Source organism: Paraburkholderia atlantica (assembly GCF_000092885.1).
In the GTDB taxonomy this organism is placed as follows: Bacteria; Pseudomonadota; Gammaproteobacteria; order Burkholderiales; family Burkholderiaceae; genus Paraburkholderia; species Paraburkholderia atlantica.
In genome coordinates, this window is the sequence record NC_014120.1 from 140,197 (window position 1) to 155,750 (window position 15,554).

Annotated in this window: 14 protein-coding genes and 6 pseudogenes; 10 read left to right on the forward strand and 10 right to left on the reverse strand. The window is 58.6% G+C overall.

The window, feature by feature from the left end; translation table 11 throughout:
- Window positions 1-247 precede the first annotated feature (247 nt).
- Both BC1002_RS38155 and BC1002_RS39920 read left to right on the forward strand, forming a co-directional pair.
- Window positions 248-378 (forward strand): annotated as a pseudogene (locus BC1002_RS38155) (IS110 family transposase); the annotation flags it as partial.
- 58 nt (window positions 379-436) lie between these two features.
- Window positions 437-496: pseudogene (locus BC1002_RS39920) on the forward strand (hypothetical protein); the annotation flags it as partial.
- Here the strand turns inward: BC1002_RS39920 and BC1002_RS33930 are convergent.
- The 3 pseudogenes from BC1002_RS33930 to BC1002_RS38165 all read right to left on the reverse strand — a co-directional run.
- Window positions 475-1,342, reverse strand: a pseudogene (locus tag BC1002_RS33930) (IS110 family transposase); the annotation flags it as partial. The pseudogenes BC1002_RS39920 and BC1002_RS33930 sit on opposite strands and share 22 nt — an antisense overlap.
- Window positions 1,343-1,387: 45 nt before the next feature.
- Window positions 1,388-2,355, reverse strand: a pseudogene (locus BC1002_RS39495) (transposase family protein); the annotation flags it as partial.
- Window positions 2,356-2,426: 71 nt separating this feature from the next.
- Window positions 2,427-2,553: pseudogene (locus tag BC1002_RS38165) on the reverse strand (IS110 family transposase); the annotation flags it as partial.
- Between the two features lie 897 nt (window positions 2,554-3,450).
- Here BC1002_RS38165 and BC1002_RS39260 point away from each other — a divergent pair.
- From BC1002_RS39260 to tnpC, 3 genes and pseudogenes are all read left to right on the forward strand, one after another.
- The gene (locus BC1002_RS39260) at window positions 3,451-3,597 is read left to right on the forward strand and encodes a hypothetical protein (RefSeq protein ID WP_238538121.1); all 147 of its coding nucleotides are present in this window, start codon (window positions 3,451-3,453) and stop codon (window positions 3,595-3,597) included.
- Between the two features lie 132 nt (window positions 3,598-3,729).
- A complete protein-coding gene (tnpB, locus tag BC1002_RS33945) occupies window positions 3,730-4,074 on the forward strand; it encodes an IS66 family insertion sequence element accessory protein TnpB (RefSeq protein WP_013094488.1) in 345 nt (114 codons plus the stop codon).
- A gap of 30 nt (window positions 4,075-4,104) precedes the next feature.
- Window positions 4,105-5,678, forward strand: a pseudogene (gene tnpC, locus BC1002_RS33950) (IS66 family transposase).
- A 434-nt stretch (window positions 5,679-6,112) separates the two neighbouring features.
- On the opposite strand, the gene BC1002_RS33955 reads toward tnpC, so the two are convergent.
- From BC1002_RS33955 to nifV, 7 genes are read right to left on the reverse strand one after another with little or no spacing between them, the layout of a single operon-like run.
- Window positions 6,113-6,616 (reverse strand): hypothetical protein, encoded by a 504-nt coding sequence (locus tag BC1002_RS33955; protein ID WP_013094489.1) that lies wholly within the window; start codon window positions 6,614-6,616, stop codon window positions 6,113-6,115.
- A 60-nt stretch (window positions 6,617-6,676) separates the two neighbouring features.
- Window positions 6,677-6,979, reverse strand: coding sequence for a ferredoxin family protein (locus tag BC1002_RS37170; RefSeq protein ID WP_013094490.1), 303 nt, complete (start codon window positions 6,977-6,979; stop codon window positions 6,677-6,679).
- Window positions 6,976-8,289, reverse strand: coding sequence for an FAD-dependent monooxygenase (locus BC1002_RS33960; protein ID WP_013094491.1), 1,314 nt, complete (start codon window positions 8,287-8,289; stop codon window positions 6,976-6,978). The genes BC1002_RS37170 and BC1002_RS33960 overlap by 4 nt, the downstream gene beginning before the upstream one ends.
- Complete coding sequence (locus tag BC1002_RS33965; protein ID WP_013094492.1) at window positions 8,286-9,404, reverse strand: electron transfer flavoprotein subunit alpha/FixB family protein; 1,119 nt, start codon at window positions 9,402-9,404, stop codon at window positions 8,286-8,288. Before BC1002_RS33965 ends, BC1002_RS33960 begins: the two co-directional genes overlap by 4 nt.
- Entirely contained in the window at window positions 9,401-10,249 is an 849-nt protein-coding gene (locus BC1002_RS33970; RefSeq protein WP_013094493.1) for an electron transfer flavoprotein subunit beta/FixA family protein, read from the reverse strand. The genes BC1002_RS33965 and BC1002_RS33970 overlap by 4 nt, the downstream gene beginning before the upstream one ends.
- A 14-nt stretch (window positions 10,250-10,263) precedes the next feature.
- Window positions 10,264-10,602 carry a nitrogenase stabilizing/protective protein NifW gene (gene nifW, locus BC1002_RS33975; protein ID WP_013094494.1) on the reverse strand — a complete coding sequence of 113 codons (339 nt, stop codon included), beginning with the start codon at window positions 10,600-10,602 and terminating at the stop codon, window positions 10,264-10,266.
- A 41-nt stretch (window positions 10,603-10,643) separates the two neighbouring features.
- Complete coding sequence (nifV, locus tag BC1002_RS33980) at window positions 10,644-11,783, reverse strand: homocitrate synthase (RefSeq protein WP_013094495.1); 1,140 nt, start codon at window positions 11,781-11,783, stop codon at window positions 10,644-10,646.
- A gap of 402 nt (window positions 11,784-12,185) precedes the next feature.
- On the opposite strand from nifV, the gene nifB reads away from it, so the two are divergent.
- From nifB to nifT, 5 genes are all read left to right on the forward strand, one after another.
- On the forward strand, window positions 12,186-13,784 hold the full coding sequence (gene nifB / locus BC1002_RS33985; protein ID WP_013094496.1) for a nitrogenase cofactor biosynthesis protein NifB: 1,599 nt from the start codon (window positions 12,186-12,188) through the stop codon (window positions 13,782-13,784).
- A gap of 65 nt (window positions 13,785-13,849) precedes the next feature.
- Window positions 13,850-14,044, forward strand: a complete 195-nt coding sequence (locus BC1002_RS37175) for a 4Fe-4S binding protein (protein ID WP_013094497.1) — start codon at window positions 13,850-13,852, stop codon at window positions 14,042-14,044.
- Window positions 14,045-14,115: 71 nt separating this feature from the next.
- The gene (locus BC1002_RS37180) at window positions 14,116-14,475 is read left to right on the forward strand and encodes a HesB/IscA family protein (protein ID WP_013094498.1); all 360 of its coding nucleotides are present in this window, start codon (window positions 14,116-14,118) and stop codon (window positions 14,473-14,475) included.
- 61 nt (window positions 14,476-14,536) lie between these two features.
- On the forward strand, window positions 14,537-15,007 hold the full coding sequence (locus BC1002_RS33995) for a nitrogen fixation protein NifZ (protein WP_013094499.1): 471 nt from the start codon (window positions 14,537-14,539) through the stop codon (window positions 15,005-15,007).
- Between the two features lie 327 nt (window positions 15,008-15,334).
- Complete coding sequence (gene nifT / locus BC1002_RS34000; RefSeq protein ID WP_013094500.1) at window positions 15,335-15,553, forward strand: putative nitrogen fixation protein NifT; 219 nt, start codon at window positions 15,335-15,337, stop codon at window positions 15,551-15,553.
- The last annotated feature ends 1 nt before the right edge of the window (window position 15,554 follow it).

A 15,554-nucleotide genomic window follows, 5' to 3' on the forward strand; every position in this document is an offset into this window, starting at 1 on the left:
GCAGTCAGAGAGGCACTGTGACATTGCTGAATTGACCGAGTACGATCGCGTGCTTAGGATGCGAGATCGCTGTGACCCACGGTCATCGCTTTCCAGCGGCGGTCATCAGTTGCGCGATGTCCTATGCTTCAGGTTTCGGCTCAGTCTATGTGATATCGAAGCGCTGCTGTTCAAGTAAGGGTTATCGTTAGTTGCGAACCGGTCCGACTTACGGACCATGACAGAGCAGCAACCAGTCCGACTGGCTCGTAAGGTCCAGCAGGGCAAGCGCCACAATCAAGCGCTCATTGCCCTCTTGCCAGACGGCGCTGCGACGTATTGTTCGCGATGCTGCGCGACGGCACCTTCTACCAGCAGAAATTCACCCTTAACGCTTGACGGACGACTTAGGGGCACCCCCCGACCCACCCGCGTCACTTTTCGAACGGGCTACAGGATCGTCCATGCCGCCTATGCCGGCCTCGCCCCGGTCACACGACGCTCAGGTTTGTCCATCCGAGGCGAACATCCATCCAGGCGGGGTGACAAGGTGCTCAAGAGAGGGCAAGATGGGCGGCTGAAGAAGGCTTCGTGAGCGCCTTCAGTGAGGAGTCTGGCGGCGGTCCTGACGCCGCCCCCCGGCATGCTGGTCAGGACTGGCCAAAGAGGGTGTGCGTGCACCAGGCGTTCCACTTCGGTGGCAACTTCGTCGCGTTACTTGCGCAAGGACGCGAGCTGCTGGGCCAGACGCGGTATGACGATTGTTGTGGCCTGAATGCCGGGCACGATCACAGCCTGTTCGCCCAGCGCCTGAACGGTCTCGACCGCAAGGCTTTTTGCCCATGCGCGGTGCGAGTTTGGTGAGGCGGTTGGCGAGTGTTTTTTCGCTGGTAGCGGCAAGCTCGGCGGGCGATGGCTATCGCTCAAGCACATCGAACACGGCAGGATGACCGAGGTGTGGGCCGAGAACTCGTTCCAGTGCGGGATGGATCTGGGTAGGCAGGCCACGGATGCGGTTGCTGGTCTACGTGATCTGTGCGGCGAGGTCATCGTCGAAACCGCACAACATGGTCAGTTCGGCGAGCGGTTCGTCGGCCAGTCGAAGCGAGCGCAGCGTGTGCGGCATCGAGCGCGCGGCTTCAGCAATGATGGCGGCATCGCGGGCATCGATCTTGGCTTCGCCCGCATGCAGATCGGCGATGCGGCGCATGGCCAGACCCGGCAAATAGGCGACCAGAAGATCTTCATCACGCGCAATTTCCACGGGCAGCGCGCCAATGGCGGCGGGCTGGTCGACGACAAACAGAAGTTGGCCGTGCCCCTTGAGTTCCCTAATGAGCGCGCGCAGTTTGGCTTCATCGTTGGCGGTGTTTGTCAACGTAGTTGTCGCGTCGCTTCACGCGCGCTAGAACTTGCCCTTGATCGCCGCCGGTAACCAGGTGATGTCCCATGACCACAGCTGATTCGGTGCTGTCGCACAATGGCTGGCGGGCATACGTGACGAAGGCTGCCGTGCCCGACCTCGGCGGTGCTGCTGCAAGGCACTTCGCAATACGCGGTAAAAGCTCGACTCCGACGCGAGATACACCCCGCGGTCCGCCAGGCTCGGCACGATCTGACTGGGCGGCAAACTGGCGAACTCGGCGCTATTGGCCACCTCCAGAATCCGCTGCCGTCCGGCTTCGCTCAGCTTGTTGCTGGGCTCGGGCCGCGAGGCCGTGCTGCGGCCGTCGGCTCGCACCGTCTCGCCATCACGAACCCAGCGCTGGAACGTGTGCACGCTCAGGCCCAGCTCTTCGCATGCCTGCTCCAGGCGGCAACCCGACTTCGCCGCCTCGCGGATCAACGATATACATAACAGGCGATCCGAGACGTTGATCAATCGTCCTCTTGTTCTCCCCAGATCGCCTGGACTTTTTTTCTGAGAACCAGCAGCGCTGCCGCTTCGGCCAGCGCCTTCTCCTTGCGCTGCAACTCCTTCTCGAGTTCCTTGATGCGCCGCTTTTCTTCTTTGGAATGTTGACGTTGCTCGCGCGCCTGCTCCGCAGCATTCGCGTTGGCGCCCATACAGGCCGCTCGCCACGCAGCAACCTGCTCGGGGTAGAGACCTTTGCGACGGCAGTACTCGGCCAGCCCCGCTGCATTGAGCGGGGCAATTTCCAGCACGACGGCAAACTTGTCTTCCGAAGACCATCCTTCCGGATTCTTTCCATCGCCCGGCACATTCAATCCTTGCCCTTTCGCCTGTCGGCGCTACGTGTACAACGTCTGTTCGGTAATCCCCGTTTCTCGTGCTAGCGATGACACCGGCGCATTCTCCGGCGGCATCATGCGACGCACCAGCGCTTCTTTTCGTCCTTCTGGGTAGGCTTTCATTCATGCCAATTCTACCGCCCCCGGACCAAGTCTAAGAATCAAGCGACACGACAACTATTCTGACGCCGGGGGTTGGGCAGCGCCTTGTTGTACAGGCGCTTTCCGTTCCGATCAAGAGCGACGGCATGATGGTGGCCTTTGCCGACATCGACGCCAACGAATACATCGGACGGAGCTATGTTGTTGGTTTTCTTGCATCGATTATTTTGCAGGTTGAGCGGTTTGGCCTGCAACAACGGTGTCAAGTCTCGGCATCCACGTTACGGACGGCCTTGGAATGTCCCAGCCGAGCCCCTATTAGCGATCACCAGCCACCCACCAGGCCCGGTGACAACACCGCCTGGATCATGACTGCGACTGGGGGCGAGAATCATTCCGGGTCTGGCTGGCCAAAGCCTCAATTATTGAGGCGGGAAGATAGTAACGGGGGCGGATCTGCGTAATAAACCGACGCCCGCACGACTGTCGGCGTCCTGACTCCCTCCGCCACTTCGGCAGGTTGCACGACGCGCAGGCATCGAGTCGGTCTTGCCGTCCTGATCGGTGTCCAAGCGTCGGCATCACGCTTTGCTTCAATGGCGCGCGCATCGCTTTATCCGGGGCATGACGGCCCGAGCGTCAACGACGGCATGATCTGTAGCTGTCGGGTGACCGGTTCGCACTACCCACGCGTGGCCACCCGAGCGCGTCTACTTTGCGCCCACTTCGGTTGAAGGCGTCGGGAGGGGCCGGGACGGTGCGGTCGATGGAGTAACGGTACCGGGGGTGTCGACTGACCGGATGCGAATGGTTGACTCGCCTCCTAGTCAGTAAGCGGCGGTGCCGAATCGTCTCAATTGCATCCGGCCAACTGGATTCCTACTGATAAGAGCAGAACAGCCGCCCCCACATCGGTAAGCGGCTCGTGCCGGCCGTTATAGACGGTGGCTGAGGGCGACATCAAAGTGATGCCCATCATTTCCAATCTGATGGGCACCACTTTGACACAGTCTGCCGTGAAGAAGCCGGGTTCTCGAACGGGGCGCCCGAACTACCCACGGGAGGCGTGAGCGACTGGCAGCAGCAGCTTGCGAACCTGGCGTATCGGTCGCGAAGCTGGCGCGGGAGAACGGCATCAACGCGAACATGCTGTTCACCTGGCGGCGGCGATATCTGGCCGATCAGCAAGCTCGATCTGCCGGGCTCATTCCGATCGTATTGCTCAACGACACCCAACGGAGGTCATTGCAACAGCTCCGGTAGAAGCGCAAGCGCAGGGCGCGAAGTCTGTATCACCGGTCGGCACGATCGAGATCGGATCGGTCGTGCGGTGGTTAACGTGGGCGGCCTGGTTGATGCCGATATGCTGCGGATTGTGCTGGGCAGTCTGCGCTCATGATCTCCCTACCGGCGGGCACGCGCATCTGGATCGCTGCTGGTGTCACTGATATGCGATGCGGGTTTCATGGGTTGGCAGCGAAGGTGCAAACAGCGCTTGAGGAGAATCAGCTGTGCGGCAACGTCTACATCTTCCGGGGCCGTCGGGGCGATCTGGTAAAGATTCTCTGGGCTACGGAGGACGGAATCTGGCTGCTCGCGAAGCGGCTTGAACGAGGCCGTTTTAGATGGCCCAAGGCCGACGGTGGCAAGGTCCATCTGAGCTCTGCGCAACTGTTGATGCTGCTTGAGGGCATCGACTGGCGACAGCCCCGTCGCACTGCCGCACTATCGATGTTGTAAACCGCGCGGCGGACTCGTAAACTACGGCGCATGTCGAACGGCGCCGATCTTCCTGACGATGTCGAGCTCCTGGAGGCCTTGCTGGTTGAGGCCCGTAGCCTGCTTGCCGAACGCGATGTCGAGGTTGATGAGCAGCTCAAGGCGCAGATCGACAAGCTCAGGCGCATGCAGTTCGGTCGCAAGTCCGAGCGGTTGCAGCGGCAAATCGAGACGCTCGAGACTCAACTTGAGGATCTGGCGGCTGGGCGGGGCGTTGTGGATGTGCAGCGTGCGCAGGCCCGAAGTGCAAATGCGTCCACCTCAAATGCGACGACGGACGAAGCGGCTTCCAGGCAAGCGCTTCCCACGCATCTGCCGCGCGAGGATCATGTGCGCAAGCCTGAATCAAGTTGCCCGCATTGCGGACAACCAATGCAGGTGCTTGGCGAGGACGAATCGGAACAACTCGCCCGGGTCGCAGCGGCGTTCAAGGTCAATCGCACGATCCGGCGCAAACTGGTTTGCCCATGCTGCAGCACTATCACCCAGCCCCCGATGCCCGGCCTGCCAATCGAGCGGAGCATCGCCCATCCGAGCTTGCTCGCAGACATCCTCGTTTCGAAGTATGCAGACCACCAGCCGTTGTACCGGCAATCGGCGATCGCGGCGCACGACGGCGCGACGATTGACCCCCGGGCCAGTATGGGCCGATGGATCGGCCAGTGCGAGGCACTGTGCGCTCCGCTAACAGAGGCGCTGCGCCGCTATACGATGGCCGCGACCAAGCTGCACGCGAATGACACGCCGATCCCGGTGCTCTCAATGGGCAACAGGAAGACGCGCACCCGCCGGCTATGGGTCTACGTGCGCGACGATCATCGCTCGGGCTCGACGCAACCGGCGTCGGTCTGGTTCGCGTACTCGCCGAACCGGCAAGGCATGCATCCTCAAACCCATCTCGCCGACTTCAAAGGGATCCTGCAAGCGGACGCTTACGCGGGATTCGACGAATTGTTCCGCGATGGCTCGATACGCGAGGCGGCGTGCCATGCGCACGCGAGGAGAAAGTTCTACGACATCCTTGTGCGCACGCCATCTGACACAACACAAAAGGCACTCGAATATATTGGCGGGCTCTATGACATCGAGGCCTCCATTGGCGGCAGGCCAGCCGCCGAGCGGTTGCGAATACGCAGGAGAAAGCCAGACCACTGCTTCAGATCTATGAAGCGTAGCTCAGGGCAAAGCTTGAAACGCTGTCGTCGAAGTCCGATACGGCCAAGGCGATCAACTACACGCTGAACCAGCGGAGTGCACTGACGTTGTATTGCGAAGACGGTACGCTCGAGATCGACAACAACATCGCGGAGAACGCGCTGCGCTGTGTAAGCCTGGGCCGGAAAAATTTTTTATTCGTCGGCTCCGACAGTGGTGGTGAACGGGCAGCTTCGATGTCCGCATTGATTGGCACTTGCAAACTGAATGACATCGATCCGCGTGCCTACCTCGACTATGTGCTAACCCAGATCGCCGATCACAAAATCAATCGCATCGACGAGCTTCTGCCTTGGCGTGTGGCCGACAAGCTGCACACGCCAGCCAGTCCGCCAGCCCCCTCTACCTGACCGGCGGCTCCAGTTCACCATCATGCCTCACTTGCAAGCGAATTGACGAACGGCCCTGCTGAGCCGCTTACCGACATCGCACGAAAGGATGCTCAACTCCGCTGGCGGCCCGTTGTTCTCATGCTTTTCGAACTAGAATTGCGCTAGTTGTTCGGAGATTGCGACGCCGTCAGCGGCGAGATCCGGAATTCGCTCGCAACCTTCGGCCAGATTGATGCGCACCCCTGCATGAAGGTAGACGCGACATTGACGATACCGGGATTGCCTTCCGCACCGAACACGCACGAAGCCATGGTCTGCATGTTGTTGAGGAGGTGCTATGCACCATGCCGGAAGGATGGAGCATCACAAAGCTGACCGCGCATTTCGATTGGGCAACGGAAAAGCTCCAATGAATCGTGGGAGTTCCCCTTCTAGTGACGAATTGCTGTCTGTCAATTCGTCAGTTTGCGATTGCCGTGTCCTGACCGCGCGAGTAAGGCTTCGACGACCTCGAAACCGATGCAATCAATCGGGTCCAGCCAGCGTAGTTTGGCAATCAGCTTCAGTGCATGGGCCCGTTCGCCACGCCGTACGCTGATGAACGCAAGCGCCTTCAGCGTAAAGAGCCAAAAGCGCGGCGGCCCGGGAATAGAGAAGTCCGCGTCGCCCGGCTGCACCGCGCACCAATCACTGCTGATCGACGCTTCGCCGGCAGCGACCGCCAAAGCCCTCGTTGCGACTCTATGCGCCTCGCCAAGTTCGCCCCGGTTTGCATGGAACTTATATAGCAGATAGTAGGGCGGCAGGCAGCGCGGATAGGACAGGATGGCGGTCCACAACGCGGCGGCCACATCGTCATCGCTGCCGCGGCGGGTGCTCTCGATCAGCTGTAGTACGCCGGCCGGAACTTTACCGCCGAACAGACCCGTCGACTCGATACCAGTAATGAGATTCATCAAAGTTTCTCCGGATGTGATAAGGCGCTCAGCCGCGGGAGCGATACTGAGCTTTTTCGTTTAACCGAACTTGAACTGTATGCCATATCCCCCGCGCGGATAGGCCCATTCAACATTATGGTGTTCGGTGCACAAAATTCGGCAACTACCGCATTCGAGGCAGCCGTCGGTGACCAACGTGACTGAGCCGTCGTTCTCGTTCCGATAACAGGAGGCGGGACACACGAATGTACAGCTCTTTTCCGTGCAATCGTTGGTGCAAATGTCCACGTCTTTTATGCGGACGTGCGGCCGCCCGACGTCCACTCGGTAGCGATTTTGAAACAGCTTTTCGTCGATGTTGGCAGTGATCGTATTATTCATCGGAAAGCCCTCCAGAATTTGTATGCGTCGCCGATCAGCCCTGTCACCGAGCGACTTTTACGGAAGCTGGTTATGACCTCGCGTTTCTTGGTCTTCTTGTCGATGCCATCGACCGTCATCATCGTGCGGGCCGCTTTCGCGACGAGATCAGGGTATGTGGTAAAGAACTGGGGATTATGGTGTAAGACCTTCGGCATATCGCGGTACTTGTGCAAGTCCTTCATCACGAAACTCTTGTCTAGCGCGTCCTTATACGCTGACAGCGTGCTGGCACGGTAGCCGTGGCGGCCGGCCGCTTTGGCGGCTATTGCTGTCTCGGCGGCGAGGCGCCCCGTCGTCATCGCGAGATTGGAGCCTTCTCGGTGTGCGGCGTTGACGAAGCCGCCCGAGTCACCGACGATCATCCAGCCGTTACCGTATACTTGCGGAATCGCATTAAACCCTCCTTCGGGAATGAGGTGCGCGCAGTACTCCTTCATCTCGCCGCCCGCGATAAGAGGAGCGATGGACGGGTGACGCTTCATTTTCTCGAGAAGCAGATACGGGGTTGTGCGATTAGAGTTCTTCTTGAAGTCGCTCAGCATACAGCCGACGCCGATCGTCAGCGACTCCTTGTTCGTGTAAAGAAACCCAGTCCCTGCCATGCCATCTGTGATTCGTCCAATCATCTCTATTACAACGCCTTCTTGATCGGCAACGTTAAACCTCTCGCGAATTGTTTCCTCGGGCATGAAGAGGATCTCTTTCACAGCTAGTGCGACGTTGCGCGCTTCGATCTCACCATGAAAGCCCGCTTTGCGGGCCAAAGTTGAGTTGACGCCGTCCGCGAGAATCACGACATTCGCATAAACTTCGCCGTGTTCGCGGTCGCACTGGACGCCGACAACTTGGTCTCCGTCCAGAATCAGGTCATTCACCGTAGTCTCGCAGATCAGTAAGGCACCGGCCTCACGGACCTTCGACGAAAACCACTTGTCGAATTGCGCCCGTATGATCGTGTAGCGGTTATACGGTGGCTTGTTATAGTCGTCGCTCCGCGCGTGTGTGCCTACAAACGAAGTATCGTCGAGCATCCACATGCGCTGTTCAATGATGTGGCGCTCAAGTGGCGCGTCGTCACGGAAGTCTGGGATGATTTCTTGAAGTGCATTGGCGTAAAGAATCGCACCTTGAACGTTCTTGCTACCGGGATATTCGCCGCGTTCGATTTGAAGTACTTTCAGTCCACCTTTAGCCATAACATAGGCCGCAGCGTTGCCCGACGGTCCGGCACCCACGACGATCGCGTCGAATTGCGACGATTCTCTCATCTAACTCTCCTAGTGTCTCGCATTTGCCGAAATGCCAAGTGTTCCTTGCAGGCGTGCGTTAGCGCGGGCAGCAACTGCAGTGCGTCCCCGACGATGCCGTAATGCGCGTAATCGAAAATAGGTGCGTTGGGATCGGTGTTGATTGCGACAATCACGTCCGAGCTTTCCATGCCGACGCGATGCTGGATTGCCCCCGAGATGCCGGCTGCGATATAAAGTTTTGGCCGCACGATTTTGCCAGTTTGCCCGACCTGTCGATCCGCCTCGACCCAACCTGCCTGCACGCACGGGCGCGTAGCGCCGACTTCACCACGGAGTACGCGCGCCAGATCAAACGCTAGTTGAAAATTCTCCGGAGTTCTGAGACCCTTGCCGCCGCTGACGATCACATCCGCATACGGAAGGTTGATCTGAGAAGTTGTCGCATCGGCGACAAAGTCGAGCAATTTGGTGGCAATGTCGGCTTCGACGAGCCCCAGTGTTTCCTGCACGATCTCGCCGACGCGGCCTTCTTGCGCTGAGGGCATCGCCATGACCCGTGGGCGTACCGTCGCCATCTGCGGGCGATATGCAAGCGTCATGATCGTGCAGAGCAACGAGCCGCCAAACGTCGGACGGGTGGCCGCCAGTGCCCGGGAGGTCGGATCGATGTTCAGTTCGGTGCAGTCGGCGGTGAGCCCGGTGAGCAGGGTCGTCGCAACGGAGCCGGCGAGATCCCGGCCCATCGAGGTCGCGCCGAGCAGTAGAATTTCAGGGCGGTATTTGTTGACCAGATCGGTCAGCCCCTTTGTGAATGGCTCATTGCGATAGCCACGCAACACTGGGTCGTGAATGACATAGGCTTTGTCCGCTCCAAGGCTGAACGCCTCAGTTGAAAACTTTTCGAGGGGCTCATCCGTGCCGCCGAGCACCGCCACGCAGACGTTGCTGCCAAGTTTGTCGGCAAGCTTGCGCGCTTCGCCGAGCAGCTCCCACGACACGTTATGCACGTGGCCGCGGTCGTGCTCAAGGAAGACCCAGACACCGGTGTAGTTTTTGAGATGTTCGGGTAGCTCCAGGTTGCGGCCTATGGCGTTCAAGGCCGGCTGCTTTTTCGCGGTAACGGTCGAGTTCATAAGGTCCTCTTCATTAGCACGTCTGCCTCCAAAGTCGGATGGCGAGCGAACATCCTATGCACCAGATCCAACGAGACGCCGCGCAGGCTCGCCATATCCAGTGTGAGCATTTCGGCTTTTTGCTCGCGCGGTGTTGGGCCGAACACTTTGCTCACTACGGTATGTGAGCCTTTCAGCCCAATTTTGCTAACGTCCTCGATGCCGGCCTGCTCGCGATTCCATTTCCGTACCGGAAAAGCTGCCGCTTGGATCATTCTGGGCAGCGCCGCGAAGCGAAGTTCGTTGGTGTTCTCAAGCATTGTCACCAAGCATGGCAATCGAGTTTTGAGTACGTGTACGCCGCCTTCTGCGCGACGCTCGACGACGATCGAGCGTGCGGTGAGGTCGATTTCCACGATCCTGGACACGTAAGTGAGCAACTGGAAGCCCATGCGTGTAGCGATGCCGGGGCCGACCTGAGCAGTGTCGCCGTCGATAGTCTGCTTGCCAGTAAAGATAATATCGACCGGCTGTTCCTTGGCGATTTGTCGGATCGCGGCAGCCAGCGCATATGACGTTGCCAGCGTGTCGGCGCCAGCGAAAGCGCGATCGGTGACGAGTACAGCGTCGTCGGCCCCATAGCTGACGCATTTGCGAAGTGCGTCTTCAGCCTGCGGCGGCCCCATGCAGAGTGTGGTTACAGTACCGCCAAAGCGGTCCTTTAGCCTCAACGCTTCCTCCAGCGAGAACAGATCGTACGGGTTTACGATGGCTGGGACGCCTTGACGCATGATGGTGTTGGTGACAGGGTGGACGCGGATCTGTGCCGAGTCCGGTACCTGCTTGATGCAAACGACAATATGCATTGGGTACTCCGGGGTCAGGCGTCGCCGCGTGCTGGCAGCGACGCGCGCAGCTGGTCAATTGAGACGACCCGCCGTCCGTCCGCTTCCTGAAAGACTCTGAAAACCTTTTGCTCTGCGGGCGTGGACAAGACGAAGTCGTTGTAGGCCTTATTCAGTAAACATCGATAGATAGAGAACACAGCCGCCGCGTTATTACGCGGTAGCGCCTTCTGTTGCTCGATGTACTGAAAAAAACGCTTGAGAATGTGCAGGCGGCTGACGTTCACTACCTTCTCGTCGAATGAAATGTCAAAGAATCGCAGGAAGTCTTCCGCGGACGACAGGCGATGCAGTTGTTCGATAACCTCTTGCACGTCGTTTCTCCTATTGGACCAATACGCACCCGATGACGGCCTCAAGACACCTTAACTCGAATGCCACGTGCTTGCGCCAGGAAGCGATGCAGATCGGCTGTCCCCGGCTCCTGTTTGTACTGTGTGGCAAATGACCGGATACGTGCAAGCAACTGGGGCACAAGCCGCTCGGGCACTGTGACGCCACGAGCGTCGTAGGCGTCACGCACACTTTGGGATCCAGAATGTTTGCCGAGTATCGTCGACCGTTGCCGGCCTAGTTCTGCGGGATCGAATCCCTCGTAGGTTGCGGGGTGCTTCGAAAGGCCGTCGGTATCAATGCCTGACTCGTGCGTGAAGACGTCCCTACCAACAATGCTCTTGTTGGAGGAGGAAATAGCGCGGCCAGACGCCCGCTCGACCAGCGATGAGATGTCGCGTAACGCAGTTGCGTCAATGCCGGTGTCTCGTCGGAGCAGATGTCGCGTGCCCATGACGACTTCCTCAAGTGCTGCATTGCCGGCCCGCTCACCCAGACCGTTGACGGTAGTGCTGGCGTGGGTCGCCCCTGCCGAGAGGGCCGCTAGCGTGTTGGCGGTGGCGAGTCCGAGGTCGTCGTGCGAATGGACTTCGATCTCCAGGTCCACGGCGGCGCGAATTGCTGCGATGGCGTGGAATGTCTTGAAAGGGTCCAATATGCCGACGGTGTCCGAAAATCGTACGCGCTGGGCCCCATGCTGCTCTGCGCATCGCACAACTTCTAAGATGAACGAGGGATCCGCACGCGAGGCGTCTTCCATACCGAGGGAGATCTTGGGGCGGCTTTTCGCAGCCTTACCAATGACGCGTGCGATGCGCGCTAACACCCAACTACGCGGCTGCCGTAGCTTGTGTTGCAAGTGAATATCCGATACGGGGACCGAAAGATGAATCATGTCGGCATCGCAGCGTGACGCCGCGCTGATGTCCTCGTCGGTGAGTCGCCCCCAAACCATCAGACGAGCGTCGAGGTTCATGTCGGCAATCGCATCAATGCACGCCATTTCGTCTTCGCCCATGGCTGGAATGCCGATTTCGAGTTCGGCGACGCCAGCTTGCGACAGTGCGGCGGCAATCGCGCACTTTTCCTCCGTGCAAAATGCGACGCCAGCGGTTTGCTCGCCGTCGCGAAGTGTCGTGTCATTGATGATTGGGTTGCTCATGTCGGATCTCTTCAGTTGTCGGCCATCGATCGCAAGCGTTGTGCCAGGTGCAGGTCTACAGGCAAAACAACGCTTTGCGGTGCCCTGCTGGCGCCATACGAACGGCGAACCTTGCCCTTCACGCGGAAGATCGCGGATGCCCCACGCACACGATGCGGCAGTGCCCGGTGATTGAGAGCGGATAGTGGCATATCAAAAGCAACTTGTGCTCACGACCAGTGCGTTATTTTTGTCGTGACAGCGACAGAATACGGCCGGGTTGTCGGGTCTTGGTCAAGAGACGTAACAAGAACATTGAGTTGGTTGACCAACTAACGTACCGATATCAATGGAGTTCGCGTGAGTGGCATGGATTTCGCTGATAAAGCCGGCGAACCACAGAAGGCTTTGGAGAGAACATCCATGCAAGATTGCGCGAATGCCAGCACGCTGTCCTCGACTGCGCCTGTCGGCATCCAAAAGACACTAACCCTGAGGGTGACCGGAGATGCGCTTGTTCAGATCGACGGCTGCGACACCCACCGCCGCGCAGACAAGTCGGGCTGCGGTTCATCGGACGTTCATGAGCGCGAGCCGGCAGAAGTATGGGAAAGGATAAACAAGCATCCTTGTTTTTCGGAAGAAGCGCATCGCTATTACGCGCGAATGCATGTGGCGGTGGCGCCCGCCTGCAACATCCAATGCAACTACTGCAATCGTAAATATGACTGTTCCAATGAGTCGCGACCCGGCGTCGTGTCGGAGAAGCTGACGCCGGAGCAGGCCGTGAGTAAGGTTATGGCCGTCGCGGCCACGATTCCGCAGTTGACGGTGTTGGGCGTTGCGGGTCCCGGTGACTCGCTCGCCAATCCGAGGAGGACTTTTGACACTTTCCGTATGCTCCGCGAGCGCGCTCCGGACATCAAGCTATGTCTGTCAACGAACGGACTAGCGTTGCCGGACTTTGTCGATGAGATTTGCAGCAACGCTGTTGAGCATGTGACGATCACCATCAATATGGTGGACCCCAACGTCGGTGAATTGATCTACCCATGGATTTTTTGGGACCACCGGCGCGTCAGGGGCAAGGAGGCCTCGCAGATCCTTCACGAGCGGCAAATGCAAGGGCTCGAAATGCTCACGGCGCGCGGCGTGTTGACGAAGATCAACTCGGTGTTGATTCCAGGCATAAATGACGAACACCTGATCGAGGTGAACAGCGAAGTGAAGAGGCGCGGTGCTTTCCTGCACAACATCATGCCACTCATCTCGGACGCTGGGCATGGCACGTATTTCGGACTGCACGGACAGCGTGGCCCTACTGCTACCGAGTTAATGGCCGTGCAGGACCGTTGCAAGGGAGGCGCTACGTTAATGCGCCATTGCCGTCAGTGCCGTGCGGACGCAGTAGGTCTACTGAGTGAGGACCGTCGCGAGGAGTTCAAACTTGACAGGATCGACGACTTGGAAACTAGGTCCGACGCGAATTACCGTCGAGAACATCAGCGCCGAGTGGAAGTGCAACGCAATGCGCAGCGCGACGCGAAACAGACTGCAATGGCTTTGGTGAAGGCGAGCGAAGTGCTGGCCGACCTGAAGGTCCTGATCGCTGTCGCGACGAAGGGAGACGGCCGAGTGAACGCACATTTCGGGCATGTCTCCGAGTTCCAGATTTTCGAGGTCAGCGCTGGCGGAGCGATCTTTGTGGGACACCGCCGCGTGGAGGCGTATTGTCGGGGCGGCCATGATGATGAAGATCGCCTGCCACCGCTCATACAAGCGATCGGCGATTGCCACGCTGTACTGGTTGCGAAGGTCGGTTTGTGTCCGCGCAAGGAACTGTCGCAGGCGGGCATTGAGCCGGTGGACCAGTACGCGTACGAAACAATCGAGAAAGCCGCGCTGATATGGTTCATCGAATATTGCAGCCGCATCACGAAAGGCGTGACCGTGCACGTGGAGCGTGGCGCCCCTGGGATCCGGCAGAAGACGTCGATCACTGCGACGGCTGCTGCTGATTGAGCGGCAGACGGACAAAGGGAACGGCTGCCCGCGCTATACAAACCATCATTACAAGGAGTGCCATTATGCCCCTGAAGATCATTGCCTCGACCTGTACCGGCTGCTCGGCCTGCGAGCCGCAGTGCCCGAATGTCGCCATAAGCGAGAAAGGTGGCATCTTCGCGATCAATCCGAAGAAATGTACCGTATGCGAAGGACAGTTTGATACTCCGCAGTGCTTGGCCGTTTGTCCAGTGGACGGGTGCATTGTGGTGAGCTAGCATCGCTAGCCACGGGCAGGACACTGAGGAATGTTCCAACGATTGCTAACTGGTACCATGCCAATATCACGTTGACCAAATTTTCTGTTACCGCTGCCGCGGAAAAGTTTATGCGCCGTGTGGTGCGTTTTTCCGGCTTGCCATCGAGTGCCGGTTTTCGTCTTCTTGTCAGGTCCGGCGGATGTTCCGTATACGACGCCGAATTCAGTGCCAAAGTAGAGGCTAGGACCGGCGACGAGACCATCGAGCTTCATGGACTGCGGCTTTTCTTGCCGGCAGAAAGCCGCGTTTTGTTAGATGGTCTGAAGATCGACTTTGTCGAAACACCAGATCGGTCAGGTTTCGCATTTATCAAGGAGGACCAACGGTCGGCAGTTTCGGCCAGTGCGGATGTCGTTCGGATTGATGTGAGTGCGATCGGACGCGGGTGACCCCGTTCCTCCACAGAAGTTGTCTTGAACTAGCAGTTCGGTATGACAAGGAAGAAAAAGCATGACTGGAATTGACAACGATGACCTCATTGAGGTCACATTTGCGCCTCGCTTCAGCATTGGTGAGCGCGTCATTTCGCGCTTCTCCATCCGCAACGACGGCACCTACGCCGGTAAGTCTATGGGTGAATCGCTCGTCAGCAAAGGCGACGTGGGGTATGTGATCGGAATCCAAACCTTCCTGCAACGGTTCTACATCTATGCAGTTCACTTCGTCGAAATCGACCATCGCGTCGGCATGCGCGCCAAGGAGCTATGCACGCTCGACCACCTTCCACATGACGTGCTCGCCCGTTTGGGCGAGCATGCGGCCAATCTCGGCTGGATGGGTCTTCGTAGCGCCGAAGGACCTGACCGCAGCGGCTCGTGTAACGCGCATGGTGGCGACGCACCGGTCGGTTCGCAAGTCGACGGAGGCCGTCTAGTCGTCGGTCATCCGCGTCAAGCAGTTGCGGGAACTTTGCAACGGTGACGTCTATCGAGGCCGGTGCGAAAGTCGCTATCTAGTTAAGGCTTGGAGGCTTGCCGGAATGGCCAGAATACGTGGTGTTGGCGAGTCTGGCGATGCGGTCAATCAGTTATTTTGACGGGCAGGCGGTCGCGGCACTGAAGGGGAGATCGCGCCCGGCCGGACCGTCGTAAGAGCGGAAGGACGATATCGGCTCTATCAGAGCTGGGAGGTGCTCGTCGCAGAACAAGATCCACCTCCGACGAGCGCTGTGCTTGTCGACCGATCGTTAGAATTATTGGATTTACTTGTTGCAGTGCGAATCTTTTAACCGACCTTGGAAGTCTCAACGTGAAACTAATGATCCGCATGGACAGGAAGGGCATACTCAGCGCCTACGTGCCAAAGAAGGATCTCGAGGAGCAGATCGTCGGCATCGATGGCAAGAAGATGTGGGGTGGAGTGATAACGCTTGCGAACGGCTGGCGATTCCAACTGCCGGAGATGGCGGCCGATACAACGCTTCCTGTCACCGTAGAAGCGCGTCGCGTCGCGGGTGAGCGGGACTGAC

Bases quoted from the DNA above. Each gene is read 5' to 3' on its own strand.
- BC1002_RS37175 (WP_013094497.1), top strand. From the start codon at position 13,850: ATGCCCCTGAAGATCATTGCCTCGACCTGTACCGGCTGCTCGGCCTGC.
- tnpB (WP_013094488.1), top strand. From the start codon at position 3,730: ATGATCTCCCTACCGGCGGGCACGCGCATCTGGATCGCTGCTGGTGTC.
- BC1002_RS33995 (WP_013094499.1), top strand. From the start codon at position 14,537: ATGACTGGAATTGACAACGATGACCTCATTGAGGTCACATTTGCGCCT.
- nifB (WP_013094496.1), top strand. From the start codon at position 12,186: ATGCAAGATTGCGCGAATGCCAGCACGCTGTCCTCGACTGCGCCTGTC.
- nifV (WP_013094495.1), bottom strand. From the start codon at position 11,783: ATGAGCAACCCAATCATCAATGACACGACACTTCGCGACGGCGAGCAA.
- BC1002_RS33965 (WP_013094492.1), bottom strand. From the start codon at position 9,404: ATGAACTCGACCGTTACCGCGAAAAAGCAGCCGGCCTTGAACGCCATA.
- BC1002_RS33955 (WP_013094489.1), bottom strand. From the start codon at position 6,616: ATGAATCTCATTACTGGTATCGAGTCGACGGGTCTGTTCGGCGGTAAA.
- BC1002_RS33970 (WP_013094493.1), bottom strand. From the start codon at position 10,249: ATGCATATTGTCGTTTGCATCAAGCAGGTACCGGACTCGGCACAGATC.
- BC1002_RS33960 (WP_013094491.1), bottom strand. From the start codon at position 8,289: ATGAGAGAATCGTCGCAATTCGACGCGATCGTCGTGGGTGCCGGACCG.
- BC1002_RS37170 (WP_013094490.1), bottom strand. From the start codon at position 6,979: ATGAATAATACGATCACTGCCAACATCGACGAAAAGCTGTTTCAAAAT.